The organism is Streptomyces sp. cg36, from assembly GCF_041080675.1.
Taxonomy (GTDB): domain Bacteria; phylum Actinomycetota; class Actinomycetes; order Streptomycetales; family Streptomycetaceae; genus Streptomyces.
This window is the reverse complement of record NZ_CP163520.1, coordinates 5,134,136-5,156,244: the sequence shown is the minus strand read 5'-3', so window position 1 is coordinate 5,156,244 and position 22,109 is coordinate 5,134,136. Positions and strand designations below refer to the sequence as shown.

At 75.3% G+C, this 22,109-nt stretch carries 19 protein-coding genes; 11 read left to right on the top strand and 8 right to left on the bottom strand.

The annotated features are described in order from the left end of the window. Positions 1–18 precede the first annotated feature (18 nt). The 10 genes from AB5J87_RS22845 (at position 19) to AB5J87_RS22800 (ending at position 9,797) form a co-directional block, all read left to right on the top strand. Positions 19–654 carry a dTMP kinase gene (locus AB5J87_RS22845; protein ID WP_369378871.1) on the top strand — a complete coding sequence of 212 codons (636 nt, stop codon included), beginning with the start codon at positions 19–21 and terminating at the stop codon, positions 652–654. After that, positions 641–2,341, top strand: a complete 1,701-nt coding sequence (locus tag AB5J87_RS22840) for a GH3 auxin-responsive promoter family protein (RefSeq protein ID WP_369378869.1) — start codon at positions 641–643, stop codon at positions 2,339–2,341. The genes AB5J87_RS22845 and AB5J87_RS22840 overlap by 14 nt, the downstream gene beginning before the upstream one ends. After that, on the top strand, positions 2,338–3,195 hold the full coding sequence (locus AB5J87_RS22835) for a class I SAM-dependent methyltransferase (RefSeq protein ID WP_369378867.1): 858 nt from the start codon (positions 2,338–2,340) through the stop codon (positions 3,193–3,195). Before AB5J87_RS22840 ends, AB5J87_RS22835 begins: the two co-directional genes overlap by 4 nt. Position 3,196: 1 nt before the next feature. Further along, entirely contained in the window at positions 3,197–4,651 is a 1,455-nt protein-coding gene (locus tag AB5J87_RS22830) for an NAD(P)/FAD-dependent oxidoreductase (protein WP_369378865.1), read from the top strand. Then, the gene (locus AB5J87_RS22825) at positions 4,648–5,814 is read left to right on the top strand and encodes a hypothetical protein (RefSeq protein ID WP_369378863.1); all 1,167 of its coding nucleotides are present in this window, start codon (positions 4,648–4,650) and stop codon (positions 5,812–5,814) included. The genes AB5J87_RS22830 and AB5J87_RS22825 overlap by 4 nt, the downstream gene beginning before the upstream one ends. Beyond that, positions 5,811–6,590, top strand: coding sequence for a DUF6182 family protein (locus AB5J87_RS22820; RefSeq protein ID WP_369378861.1), 780 nt, complete (start codon positions 5,811–5,813; stop codon positions 6,588–6,590). The genes AB5J87_RS22825 and AB5J87_RS22820 overlap by 4 nt, the downstream gene beginning before the upstream one ends. After that, complete coding sequence (locus tag AB5J87_RS22815; protein WP_369378859.1) at positions 6,577–7,227, top strand: LysR substrate-binding domain-containing protein; 651 nt, start codon at positions 6,577–6,579, stop codon at positions 7,225–7,227. Before AB5J87_RS22820 ends, AB5J87_RS22815 begins: the two co-directional genes overlap by 14 nt. Further along, positions 7,224–7,994: an alpha/beta fold hydrolase gene (locus tag AB5J87_RS22810; protein ID WP_369378857.1), complete on the top strand. Its 771-nt coding sequence runs from the start codon at positions 7,224–7,226 to the stop codon at positions 7,992–7,994. The genes AB5J87_RS22815 and AB5J87_RS22810 overlap by 4 nt, the downstream gene beginning before the upstream one ends. Then, on the top strand, positions 7,988–8,884 hold the full coding sequence (locus AB5J87_RS22805; RefSeq protein WP_369378855.1) for a class I SAM-dependent methyltransferase: 897 nt from the start codon (positions 7,988–7,990) through the stop codon (positions 8,882–8,884). The genes AB5J87_RS22810 and AB5J87_RS22805 overlap by 7 nt, the downstream gene beginning before the upstream one ends. Before the next feature lie 124 nt (positions 8,885–9,008). Continuing rightward, on the top strand, positions 9,009–9,797 hold the full coding sequence (locus AB5J87_RS22800; protein WP_369378854.1) for an alpha/beta fold hydrolase: 789 nt from the start codon (positions 9,009–9,011) through the stop codon (positions 9,795–9,797). A gap of 100 nt (positions 9,798–9,897) precedes the next feature. Here the strand turns inward: AB5J87_RS22800 and AB5J87_RS22795 are convergent, their stop codons facing one another. The 5 genes from AB5J87_RS22795 to AB5J87_RS22775 form a co-directional block, all read right to left on the bottom strand. Continuing rightward, positions 9,898–10,785 carry an ABC transporter permease gene (locus AB5J87_RS22795; RefSeq protein ID WP_369378853.1) on the bottom strand — a complete coding sequence of 296 codons (888 nt, stop codon included), beginning with the start codon at positions 10,783–10,785 and terminating at the stop codon, positions 9,898–9,900. Continuing rightward, positions 10,782–13,403 (bottom strand): alpha/beta fold hydrolase, encoded by a 2,622-nt coding sequence (locus AB5J87_RS22790; protein ID WP_369378851.1) that lies wholly within the window; start codon positions 13,401–13,403, stop codon positions 10,782–10,784. Before AB5J87_RS22790 ends, AB5J87_RS22795 begins: the two co-directional genes overlap by 4 nt. 112 nt (positions 13,404–13,515) lie before the next feature. After that, a complete protein-coding gene (locus AB5J87_RS22785) occupies positions 13,516–14,310 on the bottom strand; it encodes a maleylpyruvate isomerase family mycothiol-dependent enzyme (protein WP_369378849.1) in 795 nt (264 codons plus the stop codon). 84 nt (positions 14,311–14,394) lie between these two features. Continuing rightward, positions 14,395–15,792, bottom strand: a complete 1,398-nt coding sequence (locus AB5J87_RS22780) for an APC family permease (protein WP_369378848.1) — start codon at positions 15,790–15,792, stop codon at positions 14,395–14,397. Positions 15,793–16,157: 365 nt separating this feature from the next. Then, complete coding sequence (locus AB5J87_RS22775) at positions 16,158–17,057, bottom strand: LysR family transcriptional regulator (RefSeq protein ID WP_369378846.1); 900 nt, start codon at positions 17,055–17,057, stop codon at positions 16,158–16,160. Positions 17,058–17,149: 92 nt separating this feature from the next. On the opposite strand from AB5J87_RS22775, the gene AB5J87_RS22770 reads away from it, so the two are divergent. Next, the gene (locus AB5J87_RS22770; RefSeq protein ID WP_369378845.1) at positions 17,150–17,875 is read left to right on the top strand and encodes a hypothetical protein; all 726 of its coding nucleotides are present in this window, start codon (positions 17,150–17,152) and stop codon (positions 17,873–17,875) included. Between the two features lie 10 nt (positions 17,876–17,885). On the opposite strand, the gene mmsA is transcribed toward AB5J87_RS22770, so the two are convergent. Genes mmsA through iolB form a run of 3 tightly spaced genes read right to left on the bottom strand, consistent with a single transcriptional unit; the run spans position 17,886 to position 22,101 of the window. Beyond that, the gene (gene mmsA, locus AB5J87_RS22765) at positions 17,886–19,388 is read right to left on the bottom strand and encodes a CoA-acylating methylmalonate-semialdehyde dehydrogenase (RefSeq protein ID WP_369378844.1); all 1,503 of its coding nucleotides are present in this window, start codon (positions 19,386–19,388) and stop codon (positions 17,886–17,888) included. A gap of 14 nt (positions 19,389–19,402) precedes the next feature. After that, entirely contained in the window at positions 19,403–21,295 is a 1,893-nt protein-coding gene (gene iolD, locus AB5J87_RS22760) for a 3D-(3,5/4)-trihydroxycyclohexane-1,2-dione acylhydrolase (decyclizing) (protein WP_369378841.1), read from the bottom strand. Continuing rightward, a complete protein-coding gene (gene iolB / locus AB5J87_RS22755) occupies positions 21,292–22,101 on the bottom strand; it encodes a 5-deoxy-glucuronate isomerase (RefSeq protein ID WP_369383635.1) in 810 nt (269 codons plus the stop codon). The genes iolD and iolB overlap by 4 nt, the downstream gene beginning before the upstream one ends. Positions 22,102–22,109: the final 8 nt, after the last annotated feature.

Below are 22,109 nucleotides of genomic sequence, written 5' to 3'. Positions count from 1 at the left end.
CGAAGGAGTTGATGGCTCGTGCCGAAACAAGCCCCCGCGTTCTGCGTCCTGCTGGGCCCCGACCTCGCGGGCAAGTCCACGGCGATGGCCGCCCTGCGCCAAGGCGGCGGCCACCGGCTGGTCTCCGCCGACGACGCGTTCCTCGCCCCCGGGCACGCCCTGATCGGGCGGCTTCGCCGGGAGGCGGTGCGCGAGGTGGCCGGGCGGGAGGAGGAGTGGTCCCCGGACTTCTTCGCCGCGCTGCTCCAGACCGCCGTACTGCACCTGCGCGACCAGCTGCTGGCCGAGCCGGAGGTGCCCGCGGTCGTGGACTCGTACTACTACAAGCTGCTGGCCAAGTGCCGGCTCGCGGGGGTGCCGGAGAACCCGATGTTCGCGTGGTGGCGCACCTTCCCCCGGCCCCGGCGGGTGATCTACCTGGACGTGAGCCCGGAGACCGCCTGGCGGCGCAGCGGGCACGGCGCCCGCCTCAACCGCCTGGAGCACTACGGCAGCGAGCCGGACCGCGACGGCTTCGAGCGGTACCAGGGGGATCTGCGCAAGGTCATGCGGGACGAGATCCAGGACCTCCCGGTGACCGTGATCGAGGAACGGGCCGGCCGCGAGCGGACCGCGGCGGCGATACGAAAGGTGCTCGCGCATGAACTCGGCTGAGGCATGGACCGACCCGGAGCGCATCCGGCGCTACCGGGAGCGGGTCCTGGGCGAACGGGCCGCCCTGCGGGCCGCGTTCGCGGACCCGGCGGGCCACCAGCGGCGGGTCCTCGAAGACCTGCTGGCGTTCAACGCCGACACCGCCTACGGGCGGGCGCACGGCTTCAAGCACGTGCGCACCCTGGACGACTTCCGCTCCGCCGTCCCCGTCCAGGACTACCGCGCGCTCGCGCCCTGGATCGAGCGGGCGGCGGCCGGGGAGGCGGACGTACTGACCGCCGACCGGCCCGAGGTCTTCTTCACCAGCAGCGGCAGCACCGGCGCCCACAAGAAGATCCCGGTCACCCCGCGGTTCATGCGCACCACCTTCTTCCCCTTCTACTACGCGGCCTGGGCGCCCCTGATCGAGCACTTCCCCGAGGTGCTCGCCCGCCCCGGCGCCGTCCTCAACCTCAAGCACGACCCGATCGCCGCTCCCCCGGTCACCGCCTCCGGCCGCCCGCACGTCGGCGCCAGCCAGGTCGACTTCGGCAGCCGGTTCGGCGAGCCGCTCTCCGCCGAGCCCGGCACCGGCGCGCCCTGGGCGGCGCTCCCGGTCGCGGTGGACCCGGGCGCGCACCTGGACAAGGCGTACCTGCGGCTGCGGATGGCCGTGGAGAGCGACGTGCGCTGCGTCATCGGCATCAACCCCGCCATGGTCGCCGCGCTCCCGTACCAGCTGAACCTGTGGTGGCCCCGGATCCTCAAGGACATCCGCGACGGCACCCTGGACGGGCGCCCCGGACTGCTGCCCAACCCCGGACGGGCCCTGGAGCTCCAGCAGCTGACGCGCTGCCACGCCACCATCCGGCCCGCCCACGTCTGGCCGCACCTGCGCGCCCTGTTCTGCTGGACCACCGGTCTCGCCTCGCTCTACCTGCCCCGGCTGCGCGAGGAGTTCGGGCCCGGCGTCGCGGTGCTGCCCGCGCCCGTCGCCGCCTCCGAGGGCCCGGTCGGCGTGGCCCTGGACCGGCACCGGTCGGCGGGCAGCCTGGTGGTGACGGCGTCGGTGTACGAGTTCGCCGACGCGGACGCCGACCTCGCCCCGGACACGGCCACCCTGCGGCCCGAGGAGCTCGAACCCGGCCGCGACTACCACGTGGTCTTCAGCCACGTCGGCGGCCTCTACCGGTACGCCGTCGGCGACGTCGTCCGCGCGGTGGACACCGAGGACGGGGTGCCGCGCCTGGAGTACACCGGCCGCAGCACCCTCTCCGACGCCGCCGGGGAGCGGCTGCGCGACGCCCACGTGCTGCGCGCGCTGGCCGTCGCGCTCGACGGGGGCGGCCTCGAACTGCGCAACGCCGCCTGCCGGGTGCGCCCGGACGCGACGGGCACCCCCGCGTACGAGTTCGCGCTGGCCCCCCACACCCCCTGGAGCGACGACGAGAGCGCGCGCTTCCTGGCCCGCCTCGACACGGCCCTCGGCCGCGAGTCGCCCGGCTACCGCCGCGCCCGCGCCGAGCGGCGCCTGGGCGCCCCCTCGGCCCTTCGGCTGGCCGCCGACGCGTTCCAGCGCGACTGGCAGACCACCGTGGCCGCCGGGGTGCGGCCCACCCAGGTCAAGGACCGGCTCTTCCGTCAGGACCCCCACGCATGGGAACAGCTCACCGGCCGCGCGCCGGAAGAAGGAGGCACGACCGCATGACCGCAGCACTGGACGCCGTGGAGCGCACCGCCCTGCTGACCGCCGCCCTGCGGGCCGCCGAGACCGCCCGCGGGGACCGGCTGTACGACGACCCGTACGCCGCCGCGCTGGCCGGGGACATCGGCCCGGCCCTGCTCGCCGAGGTGCGCGACGCCACGTTCCCGCCCGGCGAGCGGCGCAGCGTGCCGAGCACGCCCGACTACAACGCCATCCGCACCCGCTTCTTCGACGACTACCTCCAGGAGGCCGCCCGGGACCCGGAGATGACGCAGATCGTGCTGGCGCCCGCCGGGATGGACTCGCGCGCGTACCGCCTCGACTGGCCCGGCCACGTCCGCTGGTTCGAGGTCGACCGCCCGGCCGTCCTCGCGTACAAGGCGGAGCGGCTGGGGGGCGTCGAGCCCCGTACCGACCACCGCACGGTCGCCGTCGACCTCACCTCCCCCGACTGGGAGAACGACCTCATCGCGGCCGGGTACGACCCCTCACTGCCCTCCACCTGGCTGCTGGAGGGGCTGCTCTACTACATCCCCGAGCAGGACACCCACCGCATCCTGGAACGCGTCGCCGCGATCTCCGCGCCCGGCAGCCGCATCGCCGCCGACCTCGTCAACAGCGCCGCCCTGACACTCCCTCAGATGCGCCCGCTGCTGGACGTGTTCGCCGGGTGGGGCTGCCCGTGGCTGTTCGGCACGGACGAGCCCGAGGCGCTCTTCGACCGGTACGGGTTCACGGTCCAGGCGCCCCAGCCGGGCGAGCCGGGCGCCGGATTCGGCCGCTGGCCCGACCCGGTGCCGCCGCGCGCCAAGCGCGACCAGCGCCGGGTGTTCTTCGTCAACGGGCGAAGGCGCTGACATGGCCGGCACCGACACGTACGGCACGAACGACGGCCCCGGCCCCTTCGACGCGGTCGTCGCGGGCGGCAGCGTCGCCGGGCTCGCGGGCGCCCTGGCGCTGGCGGGCACCGGCCGCCGCGTCCTCGTCCTGGAGCGCGGCGCACCACCGCCCGACGGCCCGGCGGCACGGGCGGCCGAGCGGTGGACGCGGCCGGGCGTCCCCCAGGGCGTCCACTCCCACACCCTCACCTCGCTGGGCGTACGGGTGCTGCGCGAGCGGGCCCCGCAGGTCCTGGCGGCGCTGCTGGCGGCCGGGGCGGAGCTGCTCGACCTGACCGCCGCCGCCCCGCCCGGCACCGTCCGCGAGAGCGCCGACGCCGAGCTGGTGGCGCTCGGCTGCCGCCGCGCCACCCTCGAACTCGTCCTGCACCGGCTGGTGTCGGCGCTGCCCGGGGTCACCGTGCGGCACGGGCGGGCGGTGGCCGCGCTGGAGCTCGACCCCGACGACGGACGGGTGCGGGCCGTGCGCACCGACGACGGCGCGCGCGTCCCCACCGCCCTGGTGGTCGACGCCACCGGCCGCCGGGCCGCCGCGCGCGGCTGGCTGCGCGCGGCCGGGGTGCCGGTCGCCGAGGACCTCGTCGCCCCGTCCGGTCTGAGCGGCTACACCCGCTTCTACCGGCTGACCGGGAGCGCCCGCCCCGGCCCCCTGAACCGGGGCAACGCGGCGGGCGACATCTTCGACCACTGCGCCGGGGTGCTGCACCCCGGGGACAACGGCACGTTCTCCGTGGCCCTGGCCACCCTGCCCGGCGACCGGGCGCTGCACGGGCTGCTCACCCCGGCCGGCTTCACCGCCATGGCGCGCGCCGTCCCGGGTCTGGCGCCCTGGCTGGCCGAGGGCGTGAGCGAGCCGGTCTCGGCGGTGCACGCCATCACCAGTCCGTCCAACGCGCTGCGCGGCACGGCCACTTCGCGCCAGCGCCCGGTGCCGGGGCTGTTCCCGCTCGGGGACGCGGCCTGCGTCACCAATCCGCTCTTCGGGCGCGGGATGTCGCTGGCGTTCGCACACGCCTTCCGGCTCGCCGACGTCCTCACCGCGCACCCGGTGGCGGGCACCGCCCAGAGCCGGGCGGCGGCGCGGGCCGCCGAGGAGCTGCTCCTGCCCTGGTACGAGCAGTCGGCGCAGGCCGACCGCGAGCGGATCGCCCGCTGGCGCCGCCGGATCGACACCGGCGCCGACGCCTCCCCGGCGCCCGGGGCGGCCGTGGCGTCCGCCGCCCGCCGCGACCCCGCCGTCTGGCGCGGCCTGACCCGCATGCTGATGGGCCTCACCACCCCCGGCGAACTGGCCGCGGACCCGGCGTTCCTGGCCGGGGTGGAGCGGGCCGCGTCCGCGCCCGTGCCCCCGGCCGGTCCGGAGCGGCGCGCGCTGGTGCGGCTGGTCGCCGAGGCGGAAGGGGTGCCGCGGTGACCGCCCTGCCCCTGGAGCGCCCGCGCGGGCGGGCGTCCGCCGCCCCGCGCGGGCGGGTGCTGCTCGCGCCCATCGCGGTGACCCCGTCCAAGCCGCTCACCCCGAGCCACCTCAAGGGCCTGCTGTGGACGGACGTGATGCGCCGGGCCACCGGGCAGCTCGCCGAGGTCACCCACCGCGCCGCCCAGACCACGTACCACCCGACCGAACAGACCCTGGGCTTCTGGGAGTTCCTGGACCGCACCGAGGGCGACCGCTCGTACGGGGAGTGCACCGAGGAGGAGGTCGGGGAGCTGTACATGGCCTTCCGGGCCGAGGAGCGGCACACCCCGGCGGCGGCGCTGCGGCCCTACGCCGACGCCGTCGAGCACGGCTGGGTCCACCCCGCGGGCGAGCGGGTGCTGCGGCTGTGGTCCGGGCACTACGCCGCCCTGGGCCTGGACGGCACGGGCCTGCTGGGCCACCGGCCGCCGGGACTCGGCCTGGACGGGGCCATCGCCCGTCTGGAGGAGCTGCGGATGTGTGTGGACCAGCGCCCGGTCGGCGGTCCGGTCCACCTCGACGCGACCCGGTTCGGGCTGCCGCTGCGCCAGATCGTCACGGCCGACGGCCGCCCCAACTACCTGGCCTGCGCCCTGCGCGAACTCCTTCCCCTGGCACCGGACTTCGACGAGGTGGTGCTCCTGTACGACCGCGAGCTCGACCCGGACCACCAGCTCCTGGCGCGGGTGCTCGGCGAGCTGGGCCCGGCCGTGCGCCGGGCCCCGGTCGGGCGGGTGCCCGTGGCGGGGCGCGTCCGCTCGGCGCGGCACGGCGGCTGGGACGGGCTGCACGCGGGCGCGCTGCTCGCCAAGGCCCGCGCCGAGTTCGACGAGCCCGCGGTGCGCCTCGGGATGCGGCTGTACTTCGTCGCCGTGCTCGGCCCCGGCCAGCGGGAGTCGTTCGACTCCACCCTGCTGCGACAGTGCCTCAAGCGGGCCGTGCGAATGCTGGACGCCGCCGGGGCGGGCACGGCCCACGAACCGGCGGACGCACTGGCCGAACGGGTCGGTCGCCACCGGCGGGACCAGCTGCACGTGGACCCCTACCGGCTGACCTCCAGTCTGCTCGGCCGGCGCGCCCCCGCGCCCGCCCACGACCTGCTCTCGGCGGTGTACCTGTGATCACGCAACCACCACCGGCCCCGGGCGGGCCGTCGGTCCAGGAGCGGCTGCGGGCGGCGACGGCCGACCGGATCCGGGCCGCGCGGCCCGACCTGGCCGGGCGGTACGACCTCGGCTCGGCCCGGGGGCTGCTCGCCGTCCAGGACGAGCTCGGGGCGGCGGACCCCGCCGACGGGTATGTGGCGGCCGTGGTGATCGGGCGCTTCGACCTCGTCTCCTGGGCCCGCGCCACCTGCGAGTTCGCCCTCGGCCTCGACCCGTCGGCGGCGGCGGGCTGGCGGCGCTCCTTCACCCGTACGGTCTTCCTCGCGGGCAACCCGGACAATCTGCGGGGGCGCTTTTCCTTCGCCCACGCCGACGCGGACGGCTCGGCGGCCTGGACCGCGCCGGGCCCGGCGGCGGACTCGGCCGCGCTGCGCAGGCTCCTGAAGCTGTTCAGCGGCCCGCTCCCGCTGCCCCTGGGACCGGCCGTCGTCCTCACGGTCCCGGCGGGCCCGGGTCCGCCGCCCCGGCCGCCCGTCCACCGGGAAGTGCACGTCGCCGTGGCGGACTGCCGCGTCCAGGACGTCCTGGTCCACCTCAACCACCTGCTCGCGGAGGCGGTCCTGGACGGGCTCGTCGGGCCCGGCGACCGGCTGACCCTGCGCCGGGTGCCCCGCCTGTCCGGCCTCGCCCACGGCTTCGCCGCGCTGCGCGCCACCACCGAACCCACGCTCCCCGGCAGGCTGCGCGCCGTCGCCGGACTGACCCTGGAGGTCCCCCTTGACCACCCCTGAACCGACGCCGGCCGCCCCCGCCCCGGACGCCGCCCCCGTCGTCCGGCTCGGCTACCACGGCTCCGTGGAGGTCGCCGGGCGCATCGCCGCGCTCGCGGGGCCCGGCCGGGCCGCCGTGCGCACGAGCCAGTACGACATCAACGACCCGTTCCGGGGCGTCCTGGCGGGCGAACTCGACGTGATCGTCGTCAAGTTCTCGCTGCGCGAGCCCGAGCTGGCCTGCAGCCGGGTGCTCACCACCGACGCGCGCGCCGCCGTCCTGGGCGCCGCCCACCCGCTGGCGGACCGCGCCTCGGTCTCCGTCGAGGAGCTGGCCGACCACGACACCTTCCACTGTCCCGGCGCCCTGCCGGGATACGTGTGGGACGAGGTCGTCCCGCCGTACACCCCGGGCGGGCGCCCGCTGCGCCGCCGCCACCGGGCCACCGACGTGGCGCACATGATGGAGCTGGTGGCGGCGGGCGCGGTGCACCTGTCCCTGGTCTCGCTCGCCGACGTCGCACCGCCGGGGATCCGGATCGTCCCGGTCCACGACCTGCCGCCCGCCCCGGTCGCGCTGGCCTGGCGGCGCCGCGTGGAACTCCCGGCGCACGTGGCCGAGTTCATCGCGGCGGCCGAGCGGGAGGCGTCGCGGTGAGCGCGGACCCGCTGCCGGTCGTCCTGCTGCACGCGCTGTCCCTGGACTCCTCGATGTGGGAGGCGCAGGCCCGCGCGCTGCGGGCGCTGGGCCACCCCGTGCTCGCCCCCGACCAGCGCGGCTTCGGCTCCACGGCGCTCGGGGACGAGCCGCCCTCGCTGGACGTGGTGGCCGACGACGTGGCCCGGGAGCTGGACGCCCGGGGCATCGGGCGCATGCTGCTGGTGGGCTCGTCCATGGGCGCCTACACCGCGATGGCGTTCCTGCGCCGCCATCCCGGGCGCGCGGCGGGCCTCGCCCTGCTGTCCGCCCGGGCCACCGCCGACACCGCCGAAGCCCGCGCCCAGCGGCTCCGGTTCGCGCACGCGCTGGGCGACGAGGCGGTACGGGACGCGCTCATCACCCGGACGACCGCGCTGCTGACCGGCCCCACCACCCACGCCCGGCGCCCCGACGTCGTCGCCCGGCTGCTGGCCGACGCGCGCCGGGCCGACCCGGCGGCGCTGGCCTGGGCGCAGCGGGCGGTGGCCGCGCGCCCCGACTCCACCGGCACGCTGCTGGCCACCGAGCTGCCCGCGGTGGTGCTGGCGGGCGAGGAGGACGCGCTGGTCGGGGCGGCGGAGTCGCGCGAGACGGCGGCCCTGCTGCGCCACGGGCGGCTGGTCACGGTCCCGGGCGCGGGCCATCTCCAGCCGCTGGAGACACCGGAACTGGTGACCGGGGCCGTCCTCGGCCTCCTCGACGAGATCGGATCATCCGCATGCTGACCCAGGCACCCGCCGCGCCCCTCGCCGAGGCGTCCGCGAAGGACCACCGCACCTGGGGGTTCACCGCCTCCACGGGGCTCGGCTTCACCCATCACACCATCGTCGACGCGCACTTCCGCGCCTGCGCCGAGCCGTACCAGGAGCTGCTGGAGCGGGCCGGGATCCAGCGCGGCTGGCGGGTGCTGGACGCGGGCTGCGGGCCCGGCGAGTTCCTGCCGTGGCTGGCCGAACTGGTCGGCCCGGAGGGCCGGGTGTCGGCGGTCGACCTGGCCGAGGAGAACGCGGCCCTGGCCGCCGCCCGGGTGGCCGCCTGGCGCTCGCCCTGCCCGGTCGACGTCCGCCAGGGCGATCTGCTGCGGCTGCCGTACCCGGACGACTCCTTCGACGCGGTGTGGTGCGCCAACACCGTGCAGTACCTCGACGACGGCCAACTGGGGCGGGCGCTCGCGGAGTTGCGCCGGGTGGTGCGGCCCGGCGGGGTCGTGGCGGTCAAGGAGCTCGACGCGCATCTGATCACCGCCCGGCCGGCCGACCCGTACCTCTTCGCGGACTTCTTCCGCGCCGCCGGGCAGGTGCCGGGCTACGCCCGCCAGCTGACCCGCTCGCGCGAGCTGTACCGGTGGCTGCGCGCGGCCGGGCTCGCCGAGGTGCGGCAGCAGACGATGGTGATCGAGCACTACGCGCCGCTGTCCGGCTCCGCGCGCGAGTTCTACGGGCTCTCCTGCGCCCGGCTGGCCGAGCAGGCGGGGCGGTTGGGGCTGAGCGGGGAGTGGCGGCGCTTCCTCGACCCGGACGGCCCGGACCATCCGCTGGACGACCCCGACGGCTACATCAGCGAGGGCAACGTCCTGGCCGTCGGGACCGTACCGGGCCCATCCCGACGGGAATAATCTTCCATGCTTGCGCATGCAATGGGATGGCATGTAAATTGCCGCGCAAGCGCCTTACGGCCCCCGGGCCGCGCCCGTTCACGAGATCCATCCCGCACCAGGGAACGTCCCCAGAGGAGCCCCCATGCCCACCGTCAAGACTTCCAGCTCCGAGGTCGAGTACTTCGTCACCGGCGAAGGCCCCGGCCTCGTCCTGCTGCACGGCACCGGCGGCGCCGCCGAGGGCTTCGCGCACCTCGTGGAGAAGTTCAGCGACAAGCGCACGGTCATCACGCCCAACTACTCCGGCAGCGGACAGACCAAGGACAGCGGCGAGCCGCTCACCGTCGACCTCGTCGTCGAGCAGGTCGCCGCCGCCATCCGCGACGCCGGCACCGGCCCGGTCGACCTGGTGGGCTGGTCGCTCGGCGCGCTCAACTCGGCCGCGCTCGCCGCCAAGCACCCCGAGCTGGTCCGCCGGCTGGTGCTGCTGACCGGCTGGTCGGCCCTGGACGAGCGCCAGCGCCTCTTCTTCGACCTGTGGGCCCGGCTCGACAAGCTCGACCACGACGCCTTCGGCCGCTTCCTCCAGCTGCACGGCTGGACCGACACCCAGATCAACGCCTTCGGCGTCGAGGGCGTCGAGGGCCTGCTCGCGGGCGGCATCCCGGCCGGCATCGGCCGCCAGATCGCGCTCAACCTCCAGGCCGACATCACCGCCCTGCTGCCGCAGATCACCGCCCCCACGCTGGTCATCGGCGCCACCCAGGACCGTGTCGTCCCGGTCGAGCACTCCAAGCAGCTGCACCGGGCCATCGCGGGCAGCACCTACGCCGAGCTCGACGCCGGCCACTTCGCCCTCTTCGAGAAGGCGGACGAGCTGACCGTCCTGCTCCAGGAGTTCCTGTACGCGGACGTGGCCGCCGCGGTCTGACGACCGCGCCGCGAGCGGCGAAGGCCCGGTGGGCCGCCCCCGACCAGGGCGGCCCACCGGGCCTCGCGCGTGTCCCGGCGCCCTCCCGGGGCGCGTGTCCCTAGGACACGATGTCCTTCTTCTCGAACCCCCGGAACGCCAGGGCGGTCAGCACCAGCGCGTACCCCACCGACACCCCCGCGCCCTGGGCCATCCCGCTCCACTCCAGATGCGGCTGGAGCGCGTCGGCCCAGGCGAACTGCCAGTGCGCGGGCAGCGCCTTGCGCCAGTCGCCCAGCGCCGTGATCGCGTCCAGGACGTTGCCGACGATCGTCAGGCCCACCGCGCCGCCGACCGCGCCCAGCGGCGCGTCCGTCCGGGTGGAGAGCCAGAACGCGAGCCCCGCGGTGACCAGTTGGGAGACGAAGACGAACGCCACGGCGATCGCCAGGCGCGGCACCGCCTCGCCCGATCCGAGCGAGCCGCCGGTGGGGATCTCCAGCGGGCCCCAGCCGTACGCGGCCGTGCCGACCGCCAGCGCCACCAGCGGCAGCAGCACGATCGCCGCCGCGCTCAGCCCCAGCGCCACCGCCAGCTTGCTCCACAGCAGCCTGGCCCGGGGCACCGGCGCGGCCAGCAGATAGCGCAGCGAGGACCAGCTGGCCTCCGAGGCGACCGTGTCGCCGCAGAACAGGGCGACCGGCACCACCAGGAGGAAGCCCGCCGAGACGAACAGGGCGGTCGCCGCGAAGTTGGCCCCGGACGCCGTCGCCGTGTCGATCAGGGTGATCCGGCCGTCCCGGCCCGACGGGGTGCCGCCGATCGCGAACGCCGTGACCAGGATGAACGGCAGGGCCGCCAGCAGCCCGCCCATCACCATCGTGCGCCGGCGGCGCAGCTGGCGCGCCGCCTCCACCCGCAGCGGCAGGGTGCGGCCCGGCCGGTAGCCGGGGGCGGTCGCCCGCAGCTCCGGCCCCGCCGCGTCCGCGGCCCGTGTCGGCGCCGTCATGCCGTACCTCCGATCAGGGTGAGGAACGCGTCCTCCAGTCGGCGGTGCGGGCCCACGCCCGTCACCGGCACGTCCAGCCGGACCAGTTCGGTGATCAGCCCGGTCGCGGTGGCACCGTCGAGGCGCACCAGCATGCCCTCGTCGGTGGGGGTGGCCGCGCCGATGCCGGGCAGCGCGGCCACCTTGTCGGCCAGCACCTCGGTGACCGGGCCCGCCACGGTGACCAGGAGCGTGTCGCTCCCGCCGGTGATCTCGGCGACCGGACCGGCCTGGACGAGACGGCCCCGGTCCATGACCACCAGATGGGTGCAGGACTGCTCCACCTCGGACAGGAGGTGGCTGGAGACGATGACGGTACGGCCGCCCTGGGCGTACCGGATCATCACGTCCCGCATCTCGCGGATCTGCGGCGGGTCCAGACCGTTGGTCGGCTCGTCGAGGATCAGCAGGTCCGGCAGGCCGAGCATGGCCTGGGCGATGGCCAGGCGCTGGCGCATGCCCTGCGAGTAGGTGCGCACCGCCCGCGCGAGCGCGTCGCCCAGGCCCGCGATCTCCAGCGCCTCGTCCATGTGCGAGTCCTCGGCGGGGCGGCCGGTGGCCTGCCAGTACAGCTCCAGGTTGGCGCGGCCCGACAGGTGCGGCAGGAAGCCCGCGCCCTCGACGAACGCGCCCACCCGGGACAGCACCGGGGCGCCGGGCCGGATGGCGTGGCCGAAGACGCGGATCTCGCCGCCGTCGGGGCGGATCAGGCCCATCAGCATCCGCAGGGTGGTGGTCTTGCCCGCGCCGTTGGGCCCGAGCAGACCGAGCACCTGCCCCTTCTCCACCCGGAAGGAGAGGTCGCGCACCGCGTACCGGTCGGAGGACCTGGCGTACTTCTTGGCCAGGTCGGTGATCTGGAGCGGCACTTCGGCCAGCTCCGGGTCGGGGGCGGGGGCCGAGGTGCGGCGGGTGGCCAGCAGGCCGAGCGCGATCACCGCGCCGCCCAGCGGCAGCCCCCACGCCCACCAGGGCACCCCGGCGGGCTCGGTCCGCACCCCGGGCGCGGTGGGCACGGTCAGGCCGCCGCCGTCCAGCGAGACCGTGTACGTGCCGGGCTCGGCCGGGGAGGCGTAGCCGAGGTCGGTGGCCGCGACCACCAGGCGCAGCCGGTGGCCCGCCTCCACGTTGTGGTCGACGGCGGGCAGGGTCAGCTCGACCGTGGCGCCCTCCTTGGCGCCCGTCACCCGTACGGGGGCGACCAGCTGGGCGGGGAGCACCTGCTGCTTGCCGCCGGGCCCCACGTCGTACACCTTGCCGAAGAGCACCGCGTCGTCGCCGCTGGAGCGCACCTTGAGGCGGACCGTGGGCGAGCCGGTGATGCGCAGGCCCGGGCGCAGCGGGGCCGAGTCGAACCGCGCGTACTGCCCGGGGAAGTCGAGGGAGAGGCCGCCCACGCCCAGCGAGGACAGGCCCGCGAGGCCGCCGCCGACGCCGGGCACCGCCGAGATGGCGGGCGGGGCGGCGCCCGCCGGGTTCTCGAAGGTCTGCTCGCGGCCGGTGAGCGCCACTTCGCGCGGGCCGCTCGCCAGGCCCGGATAGCTGCCGCCGGTGGCGCCGCGCAGCTGGGCGGCGCCGTCGGTGGAGCTGATGCCGCCGGTGCGGGTGACCCGGAAGGCGGGGCCGGTGGAGGCGCCCTCGTCGCCCTTGAGGTAGCGGTCGAACCAGGAGGTGATCCGGGCGTCGACGCGGCCCGACTCGCGGTCGCCGCCGTCGTGGCCGCCCGCGATCCAGTCGACCGCGACCGGCGCCCCGTTGGCCTTGATCCGCCGGGCCATGGCGTCGGCCTGGCCGAGCGGGAAGAGCGAGTCGCTCTGGCCCTGGACGATCAGCGCGGGCACCTTGATGCGGTCGCCGACGGCGGACGGGGAGCGGGCCGCCAGCAGGTCGCGGGCCTGCGCGTCGGGCTTCCCGCTGACCGCGACCCGCTGGTACATGTCGCACAGCTGCTTCTCGAACGTCCCGCAGCCGCCGCCGGTGGAGAAGAAGATCCCGGCCCACAGCTTCTTGAACACCCCGTCGGGGAAGAGCGCGTCGGCCAGGTTCCAGTAGGTGATCTGCGGGGCGATGGCGTCGACCCGCTTGTCGTACCCGGCGGCCAGCAGCGAGATCGCGCCCCCGTAGGAGGCGCCGGTGACGCCGACGCGCGGGTCGCCCGCCGCGTCCAGCTTCACCTCGGGCCGCTTCGCCAGCCAGTCGATCAGCCGGGAGACGTCCTTGACCTCGTACGCCGGGTCGTTCAGCCCGATCTGGCCGGTCGAGGCGCCGAAGCCGCGGGCGGACCAGGTCAGCACGGCGAAGCCGGAGCGGGCGAGGTCGCGGGCCTGGGCGCGCACATCGTCCTTGCTGCCGCCGAAGCCGTGGCCGAGGAGGATCGCGGGGCGCCTGTCACCGGCGCCGCCCGAGGTGAAGAACGAGGTGTCGATCTTCGCGCCGGGCATCTCCATGACCCGGTCCTCCTGGTGCACCGCGGGGGTGCCACGGGCGCCGGCGGCGGTCCAGACGCCGGCGCCGGCGAGCACGGCGAGGGCGGCGCCCGCACCGGCCGCCGCCCGCCCGCGAGGTCTGCGGAATTCCATGCCTCCACCGTAAGTGCCGCCCGTGCCCGGCGGGCCTGCCGCCGGGTGGAGGTCGCTGCTGTACTCCCGGCGTACGCGGCGGGCGGGCCGTACCGCACCGGGAGTACGCCGGTCAGCCGAACGAGGCGCGCTGCAGCCAGAAGTCGAGGAGCCCGGCGTCGCCCAGGACCTCCACGCGGGGGCTGTCGGCGGGGAGCCTGCGGTAGAAGACGTTCAGGACGTCGGTGAGCGGGCCGCGCAGCGCCACCGTCGCCCTGGCGTGGGCGCGCCGCCAGCTGACGCCCTCCTCGCCCAGCTCGATCAGCCACTCGGCGCCGGGCGCGTCGGTGGCGTGCAGGTGGATGCTGCGGCCGGGGCCGCGCAGCTCGGCGGCGGCCGGGGCGAGCTTGGCGGCCTGGATGTAGCTGACGATCTCCAGCCACTCGTCGATGGTGTCCGCGGCCACCTCCGGCGCCAGCCGGTACTCGGCGCCGACCGTGAAGGCCGCGTCGGCCCGGTGCACCACCGTCTCGTGGGTCATCCGGCGCGCCCAGAACCCGGTGGTCGCCTCGCCAGCCCAGGTCCAGGCGGCCTGGTCGGGACCGGCGGTGCGCAGCGCGTCCGCGCAGAGTTCGGCGCCGCGCGTCAACCAGTCGGCCAGCGCCGCCGGTTCGCCGTCCTCGGGTCCCGCGGTGTCGGGGACCGCCTCCTCGGGGACGACGACGGTGGACTTCGTCCGGACGATCTCGGCGGCCCACCGCTGGGCGCGGCCCACGTGCAGGACGAGGTCGCGCAGCGTCCACTCGGGGCAGGTCGGCACCTTGACGGAGAGGTCCGCACCGCTCAGGTGGGACCTCAACTCGGCCGTCTGGGCGATGATCTGGGAACAGTAGAAGTCGTGGTCAAGGGTCGGTTCCGCGGCAGTCATACGGTAAACCCTAGGGCTGGCGGGCCCGTTGTGTCCCGTGGATGTGCGCCGGGAACCGGACAGAACCGCCGACCCCGCCCGCTTTCAGCCCTGTTCGTCCTCGGGGATGCTCACCAGCCAGCGCGTCTCGCGGCGCGGGCGCAGGTAGAGGGCCCAGTAGAGGGTGGCGACGGCGGTGATGCCGCCGGTCCACAGCAGGTAGCGGGTCTCCTGCTGGGTGAGGATGTACGCGAGGACGGCGATCAGGACCACCGGCACCGCGGGCCACAGCGGCATCCGCCAGGCGGCGGTGTGGCGGTGCGAGCCGCGCCGGCTGAGCAGGGCGGCGACCGCGACCAGCAGGTACATCCCGGTGACCGAGACGCCGGTGACGCCGTACAGGGTGTCCAGGTTGACGAAGCACAGGGCCGCGCCGGGGACGCCGACGAGCAGGGTGGCCACCCACGGGGAGCCGAACCGGCCGAGCCGGGAGAGCCCGCGGTTGACCGGCTCGGGCCACGCCTTGTCGCGGGCCGAGGCGAACAGGACGCGGGAGTTCTGGATGACCATCACGATGCCCGCGTTGACGATGGCGAGGGCCACGCAGAGGCTGACGAAGGTGCCGACGGCCGAGTTGGACCAGGCGGTCACCATGCCGCTGATGTCGCCGGAGGTGAGCGCGGAGAGGTCGGGGGCGCCCAGGGTGATGGCGACGACGGGGACGAGGATGACGGCGGTGGAGATGGCGAGGGTGGCGAGCACGGTGCGGGCCACGTTGCGGCGCGGGTGCTCCAGCTCCTCGGAGAGGTAGACGGCGGTCGAGAAGCCCTGGGTGATGAAGAGGGCGATGGCCAGGCCGGAGATCACCATCATCGCGGTGACCGTGGAGTGCGTACCGCCGTCGGCGGCGACCGAGCCGTGGACGAGGGAGGAGGCGCCGCGCTCGCCGTGGGCGAAGCCGAGGACGGCGACGACGGCCGCGGCGACCACTTCGAGCACCAGGAAGATGCCGGTGATCCAGGCGTTGGCCCGCAGGTCGAGCAGGCCCGCGAGGGTGGCGAGCAGCATCACGCCGCCGCCCGCGACCGGTGCGGGGATGTGCACGAGCGGGGCCAGGTAGTCGGCCGTTCCCATCGCGATGACCGGGGGGACGATCATCACGACGAGCAGGGAGAGCACGAACACCAGCCAGCCGGCGAGCCGTCCGGCCAGGGTGGAGACCATCGCGTACTCGCCGCCCGCGCTGGGGATGAGGGTGCCCAGCTCCGAGTAGCAGAACGCGACGCCGATACAGAGCAGCGAGCCGATGGCGATGGTGAGCGCGGTGTAGGTGCCCAGGCTGGAGAAGAGGTCCGGCACCACCACGAAGAGGGTGGAGGCGGGCGTCACACAGGAGAGCGTGAGCAGGGTGCCGCCCACGACGCCGATGGAACGCTTGAGCTTCTTGGGGGCCTCGCCGGTGTCCGGGGAGAGGACGTGGGGCGGGCTGAGCGTTTCGGTCATCGATGCGCATCCGATCGGCGGCGTGGCTACTGAGCGGGGAGCGCTATCGACCTCCGGGTGGTGCTCCGGGGCCCGTCCGGCCCCGGTGGTGAGTGGTGGGTCGCTCCCGGGCCGCCATTTCAATCTCCACGCGATCCGCAGGTCAATAGCTGTTCACCTTCGGAATCCGTCGCTCCACGGCCCCTGTTGCACTGATCCGGCGTTAAGAGGGCAACAAAACGCCATGATCGGGCGGTACGGGAACCGCAGCCCTCGCACGGAAAAAAATTGCCGGATTCCGCATGCCGGAACGCCTTTGGCACCGCGTGCGCACCGCCCTGACACCCCGTGCCACGCCTGCGGTTACCCCCGGTCACCGCCGCACTTCAGGCGGTGCCCTCCCCGGGGGCGGCCAGGGCCTCGATCAGTGCCCGCGCAGGCTCGGCGGGCGTCCTCGGGCGGACCGCCTCCGTGCGGTGGACCAGCCGGGGCGCCGCGACCGGCACGGCGACCGTGCCGGGCCGCCCGGCCGCCACCGCGAGGCCGGTCGCCAGCAGCCCGTGCCCAGCCGCGACGAGCCGTACGAGACCTTCCAGATCGCCTCCCCCGTACGCCAGCCGGGGCCGGAAGCCGTCGGTGCGGGCGGCGGCGCGCAGCTGCGCGAGGGGGACGGCGCTGTCGGGCGCGTCGATCCAGTGGGCGTCGGCGAGGTCCGTCAGCCGCAGCGAGGCGCGGGCCGCCAGCGGGTGCCCGGCGGGCAGCAGTACGGCCAGGGGCTGCTCGGCGACGGTCTCGGTGGCCAGGGGTCCGGCGTCGGGCAGCGCCAGCGGGTCGCTGGGCGCGGCGGCCCCGTCCACCAGGCCCAGGTCGGCCTCCCCGGTGAGCACGGCCGCCACCACCTCGGCCGGGCCCAGCGCCCGCACCCCGGCCGCGAGCCCCGGCACGGCCCGCCGCACCCGGGCCAGGGCCGCGGCCAGGGCGGGGGTGAGCGCGGCCGGGGTGCAGACGAGGGCCAGGGAGGTGGGGCGCACCGCGCGCAGCCGGGCGAGGTCGGCGCGGGCCGCGTCGATGCGCAGCAGGAGGGGGCGGGCGTGCTCCATCAGCCGCTCCCCCGCCTCGGTGGGCCCGACGGGGCGGCGCTCGACGAGCCGGGCGCCCAGATCGGCCTCCAGGGCCGCGATGTGCTGCGAGACGGCCGACTGGGTGTAGCCGAGCGTCCGGGCGGCGGCGGAGAAGGAGCGGTGCTCCACGACGGCGACGAGGGTGCGCAGCAGATGCGGATCCATGGCCGCCAGTATCACCGGCCATCAGCATCACTGATGCCCGGTGCAGCGATCATCGTTGGACGCGATGGGGGCGGGGCTTCGAGGATGGGCCCATGACGGAGAAACCGCAGCACGCGGCGGACGCCCGGATCGCCCTCGTCGGCGACCGCTCGCCCGGCGTCCGCTCCCACACCCGGATCCCGCTCCTCCTCCGGGCCCTGCGCGAGCGCGACGGGCTGGACCTGGACGCGTACTGGATCCCCACCGAGGAGGCGGCCGAGGGGCTCGCCGGGTTCGACGGGATCTGGCTGCTGCCGGGCAGCCCGTACCGCAGCGAGGCCGGGGCGCTGGCCGCCGCCCGCACGGCCCGCGAGCACGGCGTCCCCTTCCTCGGCACCTGCGCGGGCTTCCAGCACGCCCTGCTCGAATACGCCCGCGGGGTGTGCGGGCTGACCCGGCTGCGGCACGCCGAGAACGACCCGTCGGCCGCCGACGGGAAGGCGCTGATCGTCCCGCTGGCCTGCTCGCTGCGCGGCCACGAGGGCGCCGTCCGGCTGGCCCCGGGCTCACTGGCCGAGCAACTCCTGGGCGCCGAGCGGACGGTGGAGCGCTACCACTGCGCGTTCGGCCCCGACCCCCGCCACCTGGACGCCCTGCGGGCGCACGGGCTGCGGTTCAGCGGCACGGACGACGAGGGCGCCGTGCGCGTCGCCGAACTGCCCGGCCACCCCTTCTACCTGGCCACGCTCTTCCAGCCGGAGCTCGCCGGCGACGGCACACGGCCGCACCCCGCCGTACGGGGCTTCGCGACCGCGGCCGTGCGCCACGCCGGCGCGTAGCCGGTCCGGCTCAGTGGTTGCGGGGGAAGCCCAGGTCGACGCCGGCCGGGGCCTCGGAGGGGTCCGGCCAGCGGGTGGTGACGACCTTGCCGCGGGTGTAGAAGTGCGTGCCGTCGTTGCCGTAGATGTGGTGGTCGCCGAAGAGCGAGTCCTTCCAGCCGCCGAAGGAGTGGTAGCCCACCGGGACCGGGATCGGCACGTTGACGCCGACCATGCCCGCCTCGACCTCCAGCTGGAAGCGGCGGGCCGCGCCGCCGTCCCGGGTGAAGATGGCGGTGCCGTTGCCGAACGGCGAGGCGTTGATGAGCGCCAGGCCCTCCTCGTACGACTCCACCCGCAGCACCGTCAGGACCGGGCCGAAGATCTCGTCGCGGTAGGCGTCGGCGCTGGTGGGCACGTGGTCCAGGAGCGAGAGGCCGATCCAGTGGCCGTCCTCGAAGCCCTCGACGGTGTAGCCGGTGCCGTCCAGGACGACCTCGCAGCCCTGGGCCGCGGCGCCGGTGACGTAGGAGGCGACCTTGTCGCGGTGGGCGGCGGTGATCAGCGGGCCCATCTCGGAGGCGGGGTCGTTGCCGGGGCCGATCTTGATCTTCTCGGCGCGCTCCTTGATCTTGGCGACCAGCTCGTCGCCGATGGAGCCGACGGCCACCACGGCCGAGATCGCCATGCAGCGCTCGCCCGCCGAGCCGTAGGCGGCCGAGACGGCGGCGTCGGCGGCGGCGTCCAGGTCCGCGTCGGGCAGCACCAGCATGTGGTTCTTGGCGCCGCCCAGCGCCTGGACCCGCTTGCCGTTGGCGGAGGCGGTGGTGTGGATGTGGCGCGCGATGGGTGTGGAGCCGACGAAGGAGACGGCGGCCACGTCCGGGTGGGCGAGCAGCGCGTCGACGGCCGCCTTGTCGCCGTGGACGACGTTGAAGACGCCGTCGGGCAGGCCGGCCTCGCTCAGCAGCTCGGCGATCTTCATCGACGCCGAGGGGTCCTTCTCGGAGGGCTTGAGCACGAAGGTGTTGCCGCAGGCGATGGCGAGCGGGAACATCCACATCGGCACCATGGCCGGGAAGTTGAAGGGCGTGATGCCCACGACCACGCCGAGCGGCTGGCGGATCGAGGCCACGTCGACCCGGCTGGCGACCTGGGTGGAGAGCTCGCCCTTGAGCTGGACGTTGATGCCGCAGGCCAGGTCCACGATCTCCAGGCCGCGGGCCACCTCGCCGAGCGCGTCCGAGTGCACCTTGCCGTGCTCGGCGGTGATCAGCTCGGCGATCGCGTCCCGGTTGGCGTCCAGCAGCGCGCGGAACGCGAAGAGCACCGCGGTGCGCTGGGCCAACGAGGACTGGCCCCAGGTGGCGTACGCCTCGCGGGCGGCGGCGACGGCCGCGTCCACCTCGTCGGCGTCCGCGAAGTCGACCCGCGTCGTCACGGCCCCGGTGGCGGGGTCGGTGACCGGGCCGTGGTTGCCCGACGCGCCCTCGACCCGCTTGCCGCCGATCCAGTGGTTGACGGTCTTCGTCATGACGAGTTGCTCCTTCACAGATGACGGCGCCGGGCTGCGACTTGCCGGTCGTACTCCTCGCGCGCCTCGACCGCCGACGGGCGGGTCGCGGTCTCGGCCACGGGAACATCCCACCACGCCTGCGCCGGGGGCGGGCCCGACACTGTGTCTGCCGTTTCGGTCTCGACGTAGACACATGTGGGACGGTCCGCGGCGCGGGCGCTCGCCAGGGCTTCGCGCAGGTCACGGATGGTCTTGGGGCGGAAAACGGCCAGCCCGAGAGAGGCCGCGTTGGCGGCGAGGTCCACCGGCAGCACCTCGCCCGTGTACGTTCCGTCGGCCGCCCGGAAGCGGTACGCGGTGCCGAACCGCTCACCGCCCACCGCCGCGGAGAGGCCGCCGATCGAGGCGTACCCGTGGTTCTGCAGGATCACCACCTTCACCGGCAGCCGCTCCTGCACGGCCGTGACGAGCTCGGTCGGGTTCATCAGGTACGTGCCGTCGCCCACCAGCGCCCACACCGGGCGGCCGGGCGCCGCCAGCGCCACCCCGATGGCCGCCGGGATCTCGTAGCCCATGCAGGAGTAGCCGTACTCGACGTGGTACTGGTCGCGCGAGCGGGTGCGCCACAGCTTGTGCAGATCGCCGGGGAGCGAGCCCGCCGCGTTGATCAGGATGTCGCTCCCGTCCGCCAACTCGTCCAGGACGCCCAGCACTTGGGCCTGGGTGGGCCGCGCGCCCTCGTCGCGGGGGGCGAAGGCGGCGCTCACCCTGGCCTCCCAGTCGGCCTTGAGCGCCCGGCAGCGGCTCTCGTACGCGGGCTCGACGCGGTACCCGGCCAGCGCCCCGGCCAGCTCCTCCAGGCCCTCGCGCGCGTCCGCGACCAGCTGCAGACCGCCCATCTTGTGGGCGTCCGCACCGCTCACGTTGAGGGAGGCGAACCGGACGTCCGGGTGCTGGAAGAGCGTGGCGGAGGCGGTGGTGAAGTCGGTCCAGCGGGTGCCCACCCCCAGCACCGCGTCGGCCTCCCGGGCCAGCGCGTCGGCGGCGGCCGTGCCGGTGTGCCCGATGCCGCCCATGTCGGCGGGGTGGTCGTGGGGCAGCGCGCCCTTGCCCGCCTGGGTGGCGGCGACCGGGATCCCGGTGGCGTCGGCCAGGGCGCGCAGGGCGTCCTCGGCGCCGCTGTGGTGGACGCCGCCGCCCGCGACGACCAGCGGCCGGCGGGCACCGCGCAGCAGCCGGGCCGCGGCGGCCAGTTCGTCCCGGTCGGGCCGGGGCGCGCGCACCTGCCAGACGCGCCTGCGGAAGAAGTCCTCGGGCCAGTCGTACGCCTCGGCCTGCACGTCCTGCGGCAGCGCCAGGGTGACCGCGCCGGTCCTGGCCGGGTCGGTGAGCACGCTCATCGCGGCGAGCGCGGCCGGGATCAGCGCCTCGGGGCGGGTGATCCGGTCGAAGTACCGCGAGACCGGCCGCAGGCAGTCGTTCACCGACACGTCGCCCGCGCAGGGGACTTCGAGCTGCTGGAGGACCGGGTCGGCCGGGCGGGCGGCGAAGACGTCCCCGGGCAGCAGCAGGACGGGGAGGTGGTTGACGGTGGCCAGGGCCGCGCCGGTGACGAGGTTGGTGGCGCCCGGCCCGATCGAGGTGGTCACCGCGTGCGCGGAGAGCCGGTCGCGCTGGCGGGCGTAGCCGACCGCCGCGTGGACCATGGCCTGTTCGTTGCGGCCCTGGTGGTACGGCATGTCGCTGCCGGGCTCCAGCAGCGCCTGGCCGATCCCGGCGACGTTGCCGTGGCCGAAGATGCCCCAGGTGGCGGTGATCAGCCGCTGCTCGGTCCCGGCGCGGGCGGTGTACTGGCGGGAGAGGAAGGCGAGCAGCGCCTGCGCGGTGGTCAGCCGCCGGGTCGGAGCATTCGCCGGAGCGTTCATCGGTACCCCTCCGTGTGGTCGGGATGGAAGCGGATGCGCCACTCGCGCTCCTCGCCGGGGCCCGCCATGACGTTCAGGTAGTACATGGGGTGGCCGGGCGCGGCGATCGAGGGGCCGTGCCAGCCGTCCGGGACGAGCACCGCGTCGCCGGTGCGGACCTCGGCGAGCACGTCGGCGCCGCCGGGCCGGGACGGCGAGACGCGCTGGTAGCCGAAGCCGTGCGGGGAGGCGAACTCGAAGTAGTAGATCTCCTCCAGCTCCGACTCCTGCCCCGGCACGTGCTCGTCGTGCTTGTGCGGCGGGTAGGAGGACCAGTTGCCGCCGGGGGTGACCACCTCGACGGCGATCAGCCGGTCGCAGGCGAAGGCGTCGGCGGCGGCGAAGTTGCGGACCTCGCGGGCGCTGGCGCCCGAGCCCCGCCGCTCCACGGGTACCTCCGGCGCGGGGCCGCGGCGAGCGGGGAGTAGGCGCTCGCACCTCGCTCCTGCCAGGGCGAAACGGCCTCCCGCGCCGGAGGCGATCTGTGCCCGGGCGTCGCGCGGGAGGTAGGCGAAGTCGCTGGCCCCGCCGAACACGCTCTCCCTGCCCAGGAGTTCCATGGCCGTACCATCCACGTGTACCGTACAGCCGCCGTTGAGCGGCAGCACGATCCACTCGCTGTCGCCGGTGGCGAAGGCCGCCGTGCCGCCCGGCTCCAGCTCCAGCACGCGCAGCCCGCAGTAGCTCCAGCCGGCCCGCTCCGGGCCGATGTCCAGGGCGCTGCCCCGCCGGGCGGTGGTGCCGGCCCGTACGAACAGCTCGTCCATGCGCTCGT